Below are 5,277 nucleotides of genomic sequence, written 5' to 3' on the forward strand. Positions count from 1 at the left end.
GCCCGGCGCCGCCGTCGTGGGGCCCGCGTTGGCCCCCCGCCGGAGGGGGGCGCCGGCCCCGCCGGGTGAGATCCCCCGCCGGGTGACCATCTGTGTGGGGGGGTTTGTGCTGCCGACAGCCGCCGTGGTGATCTATTCGGCCGTCGCCGAGCCGATGTACTTTCCGCGCTACCTGATTTTGACCACCCCGGCGATGGCAGTGCTATTGGCGATCTGCATTGTCACCGTGGCCCGCCGCACCGTGCTGATCGCTTGCCTGGTGGGAGTGTTTGCCACAGCGGCGGTTCCGAACTACCTGTTCGTCCAGCGCTGGCCATATGCCAAGGAAGGCTGGGACTACAGTCAGGTGGCCGACTTGATCAGCGCACACGCCGCGCCGGGCGACTGCTTGCTGGTGGACAACACGGTGCCGTGGCGGCCGGGCCCGATTCGTGCCCTGCTGGCTACCCGACCGGCGGCGTTTCGCTCCCTGATCGATGTGGAGCGCGGCGTGTACGGGCCGAAGGTCGGTTCGCTGTGGGACGGGCACGTCGCGGTGTGGCTGACAACCGCGAAGATCAACAAGTGCCCCGCGCTGTGGACGATCACGAACTACAACAAGTCGTTTCCCGACCATCAACTCGGACGGCCTTTGCCGCCAGGGGTTTTCGGCCGCGCTCCGGCGTTTCGGTTCCCGGCCTACCTGGGCTTCCAAATCGTCGAACGATGGCAGTTCCACTATTCTCAAGTCATCAAATCGACACGATGACCGGAAAGGCAGAATGCCGGCTGCGGCCGGTTCATGCACATAGGAGATTTGGCTGTCGGGCTCCCTGCTGGGCGGCAACGTGCAAAACGTGCGGCATATCGTCGAACTGTTCGCCGCATTCAGGTTGACGGCGCTGATCGGCTTGGAGCGCCCTGTCCAGGGCAAAAGCGCCGGGCTGCGCACCCAGGACATCGGCGGCGTTGATCATGCTGGTCAGCAAATACGGCTTCGCCAACGTGCTGGCTACCGGCACTGTCATCCGCGACCCCTCCCGTGTCGCGGCCCAAATCGTCACGGGCGTCGGGTTTTGGGTGCGGGTCTGATCATCACGCGGTGCGGCGCGGTGCATGGGCTCACCACGGCAACAGCCGTCTGGGAGTCCGCAGCCGTCGGCATGGCATCCGAGGCCTGATGCTGCTCGCCATGCTGATGGTATTCTTGCATTTCGTCAGCGCGCTGGCCTTCAGCACGGTGGAACGGCAGCTCGGAGCCAGGTTGCGCGGCACCACCCGGCTGCAGGTCATCTACGAAAACGGCCGCGGCGTGCTGCGAAAGGTGCTGCGTGTGTGTGCGCAGCGCGACTGGGAACTGACCGAGTTCGACGCCGACGCCCACGACATCGACAACGGTGAGGTGCGGGTGACGATGACGTTGTCGGATGCGCAAATGGGAAAGGCCCCAGAGACTTTGACCGCGATCAACGGGGTCATCGCGGTGTTGTGCGCGAGGACGCCACCGAATAGAGAGCTTCAGCGATCCCGCCGGCGGGCCTTGATGGGACACGACCACGGCCGTCGCCGACATGAGCGTTGTTGACGTTGTTGATCACCACACCCGCCAGGCCCGCTCCGAAAGCCGCGGAGATCAACCGGACGATGTTGACCGCCGCCGCGGCGGCGCTGCCCTCGGCGGGGTCGTCGACCATGTCCATGGCGCGCATGGGCAGATGCGGCCAGGTCATCCCGATACCGATGCCGGCGATCAACAGCCCCGCCGCCCCAGATCAGGACCACCCCGATCTACGCGTCTGCGCGCTGGGTTGCCGCGGCCAGCACCAGGCTGGAGGCCATCACCAACGGCGCAACCGCGACCACCCCATTGACGACGCGGAGACTACTCGGCGAGGCGCTGCCGATCTCGGCGACTGTCCAGCCCACGGCGAGCGCCGCACCCAGGAAGCCCGCCTCGACGGGCGTCAGATACGCGAACCGCTGGCCATACAGCGGCACGTAGGTGTCGCGACCATCACCGCCCCCATCTGGATCGCCATCGTCAAGTAAATCCACTTCAGCGGTCCGCGATCAAAGACGCTGGGCGGCAACACCCCTGCGCGCGTCGCCCGCTCCTTGCCGAGGCATATCCCGATCAGCCACCAGACCGGCGATCAGTAGCCCCACGGTTCCGAAGACGTTGCGCGGCAACTCCGCCGCGCTGACCGCCAACGCGGCGGAGCCCGGCAAAACCAGCGACCACACCGGCACCGCGCCGTGGGCCGTCGCCTCTTGCCGGTGCTCCTGGCCGGATGCGGTGTCGCCGTTGGTGAGGACGACGAGCACCAATGCGGTCAGGATGATTATCGCGCAAAATGCCCACCGCCACAACCCGAATTGCGCGAAGAGGCCGCCTATCGTCGGGCCGGCCAAGGTCGCGACTCCCCACATCGCCGACCCGCGGGTCCACAACGAACGCGGCAAGGTGGTGTTGATCAGCGCGTAGCCCAAGCCGGCCAGCAGACCACCAACCACCCCTTGCAGGCCGCGTCCGGCAATCAGGATCTGCATGTTGGGCGCGATCGCGCACAGGACGCTGGCGACGCCGAAAACCGCCAGGCCGCCTAGGAACGAGGCGCGCGCACCCAACCGCAAGCGCAAGGTGTTCACCGTGGCCGCCGCGACCACCGATCCGACCATGTACAGAGTGATCACCCAGGCATACAGTCGGCTGCCGCCGATCTCGGCGACCGTGCTCGGCGGCAAGCTGGTGCTCAGAAACCCGTTGATGGCGTAGAGCAGAACACCGCCGGCCAGCAAGGTGGACGTGCCCAGATGCCTGCCCAGCAGCTCGTGCCAGCTGCCGACGTCGTTGCCGTATTCGCCACCCCTACACCGTATGAGGTGCCCGGATCACTTCAGACCGGCAGCGTCCATTCCGCGCAATTCCTTTTTGAGGTCAACGATCTCGTCGCGGAACCGCGCAGCCAGCTCGAATTGCAGGTCCCGGGCAGCGGCCATCATCTGCGCGGTGAGGTCCTTGATCAGGTCGGCCAGTTCGGCCCGCGGCATGTTGGACGTGTCGCGGCCCTCGATGATGCCGGCGCTGACGGCGCGGCCGGGCTCCCCCTGGGCCCGACGACCGCGCGAGATGCTGCGCCCGGAGCCGAATACGACGCTGTCGGAATCGTCGGCCTCCCGGTAGACCTGGTCGAGGATGTCGGCGATCTTCTTGCGCAGCGGTTGCGGGTCGATGCCGTTGGCCTCGTTGTAGGCGATCTGCTTCTCGCGCCGGCGTTCGGTCTCGTCGATGGCCTCCTTCATGGAGTCGGTCATCGAGTCGGCGTACATGTGCACTTCGCCGGAGACGTTGCGGGCGGCGCGGCCGATGGTCTGGATGAGGCTGCGCGAGGACCGCAGGAAGCCTTCTTTGTCGGCGTCGAGGATGGCGACCAGCGACACCTCGGGCAGGTCCAGGCCCTCCCGCAGCAGGTTGATGCCGACCAGTACGTCGTAGCCGCCGAGGCGCAGCTGACGCAGCAGCTCCACCCGGCGCAACGTGTCGACCTCGGAGTGCAGGTACCGCACACGGATGCCCATCCCCAGCAGGTAGTCGGTGAGGTCTTCGGCCATCTTCTTCGTCAGCGTGGTCACCAGCACGCGCTCGTCGGCCTCGACCCGCTTGCGGATTTCGCCGATCAGGTCGTCGATCTGCCCCTTGGTCGGTTTGACCACCAACTTCGGGTCCACCAGACCGGTCGGCCGGATCACCTGCTCGACGAACTCGCCGCCGGCCTGGCTGAGTTCGTAGGGGCCGGGCGTCGCCGACAGATACACCGTCTGCCCGATCCGGTCAGCGAACTCCTCCCAGGTCAGCGGGCGGTTATCGCAGGCCGACGGCAGCCGGAAGCCGTGATCGACCAGGTTGCGCTTCCGAGACATGTCGCCCTCGTACATGCCGCCGATCTGCGGCACCGTGACGTGCGACTCGTCGATGACCAAAAGGAAATCCTCCGGGAAGTAGTCGAGCAGCGTCGCGGGCGGTGAGCCCGGGCCGCGGCCGTCGATGTGCCCCGAGTAGTTCTCGATGCCCGAACAGAAGCCGACCTGCCGCATCATCTCGATGTCGTAGTTGGTGCGCATCCGCAACCGCTGCGCCTCCAAAAGCTTGCCCTGGCATTCGAATTCGGCCAACCGCTCGGCGAGTTCCTGCTCGATCGTGGAGATCGCCATCGCCATCCGCTCCGGGCCGGCTACGTAGTGGGTCGCGGGGAAGATGCGCAGCGAGTCGACCTGGCGGATGACCTCGCCGGTTAGCGGGTGCAGGTAGTACAGCGCCTCGATCTCGTCGCCGAAAAACTCGATGCGTACCGCGAGCTCCTCGTAGCTCGGGATGATCTCGACGGTGTCGCCGCGCACGCGGAACGAGCCGCGGGTGAAGGACAGGTCGTTGCGGGTGTACTGCACATCGACGAGCAGCCGCAACAGCCCGTCGCGCGGCACCTCGGTGCCGACCTGCAGCTCGACGGAACGGTCCAGGTAGGACTGCGGGGTGCCCAGGCCGTAGATGCACGACACCGAGGCGACTACCACCACGTCGCGCCGGGACAGCAGCGCCGACGTCGCGGAGTGCCGCAACCGCTCCACCTCGTCGTTGATGGAACTGTCCTTCTCGATGTAGGTGTCGGTCTGCGCGATGTACGCTTCCGGCTGGTAGTAGTCGTAGTACGAGACGAAGTACTCAACGGCGTTGTGCGGCAACATTTCTCGTAGATCATTGGCCAGCTGGGCGGCGAGTGTCTTGTTGGGCGCCATCACCAGGGTGGGCCGCTGCAGCCGCTCGATCAGCCACGCGGTGGTGGCCGACTTCCCGGTGCCGGTCGCCCCGAGCAGCACCACATCCCGCTCCCCCGCTTTGATCCGGCGTTCCAGCTCGTCGATGGCGGCGGGCTGATCACCGGCGGGCTGGTGCGGGCTGACGACCTCGAACCGGCCGCCGGCACGCACGACCTGGTCGACCGCGCGGTACTCCGAATGCGCGACTACGGGATGCTCCGTGGCAAAAGCCATGCCCTCAGGGTAGAAGTGTGCACCGACAAGTGCGACGGTACTGGTCTTAGCACGTGCTCCCCCAATCACATCCGCCACAGGGGCACAGGCTGTAAGCCAACCCTCAGTATCAAACGCAGCGAGCCACAATATCCACACCGAGTACGCGTCGCTGCGTAGCAGGATCGGGATGGTCCCGCAGGATGACGTGGTGCACCGCCAGCTGACCGTCAACCAGGCGCTGGGCTACGCCGCCGAGCTGCGGCTACC

At 66.2% G+C, this 5,277-nt stretch carries 1 protein-coding gene and 4 pseudogenes; 3 read left to right on the forward strand and 2 right to left on the reverse strand.

Annotated elements, in window-relative coordinates:
* Together FQ389_RS17310 and FQ389_RS17315 are read left to right on the forward strand one after the other, a co-directional pair.
* Positions 1-748, forward strand: a pseudogene (locus tag FQ389_RS17310) (glycosyltransferase family 39 protein); the annotation flags it as partial.
* A 46-nt stretch (positions 749-794) separates the two neighbouring features.
* Positions 795-1,465: pseudogene (locus FQ389_RS17315) on the forward strand (MgtC/SapB family protein); the annotation flags it as partial.
* Here FQ389_RS17315 and FQ389_RS17320 read toward each other — a convergent pair.
* A pseudogene (locus FQ389_RS17320) lies at positions 1,455-2,859 on the reverse strand (MFS transporter). The pseudogenes FQ389_RS17315 and FQ389_RS17320 overlap by 11 nt on opposite strands.
* Before the next feature lie 12 nt (positions 2,860-2,871).
* Positions 2,872-5,028: an excinuclease ABC subunit UvrB gene (gene uvrB / locus FQ389_RS17325; protein ID WP_144209875.1), complete on the reverse strand. Its 2,157-nt coding sequence runs from the start codon at positions 5,026-5,028 to the stop codon at positions 2,872-2,874.
* 124 nt (positions 5,029-5,152) lie between these two features.
* Between uvrB and FQ389_RS23005 the strand changes: the two are divergent.
* Positions 5,153-5,277: pseudogene (locus tag FQ389_RS23005) on the forward strand (hypothetical protein); the annotation flags it as partial.

This window comes from Mycobacterium tilburgii (assembly GCF_902168065.1).
Taxonomy (GTDB): domain Bacteria; phylum Actinomycetota; class Actinomycetes; order Mycobacteriales; family Mycobacteriaceae; genus Mycobacterium; species Mycobacterium tilburgii.

Bases quoted from the DNA above. Each gene is read 5' to 3' on its own strand.
- uvrB (WP_144209875.1), bottom strand. From the start codon at position 5,028: ATGGCTTTTGCCACGGAGCATCCCGTAGTCGCGCATTCGGAGTACCGC.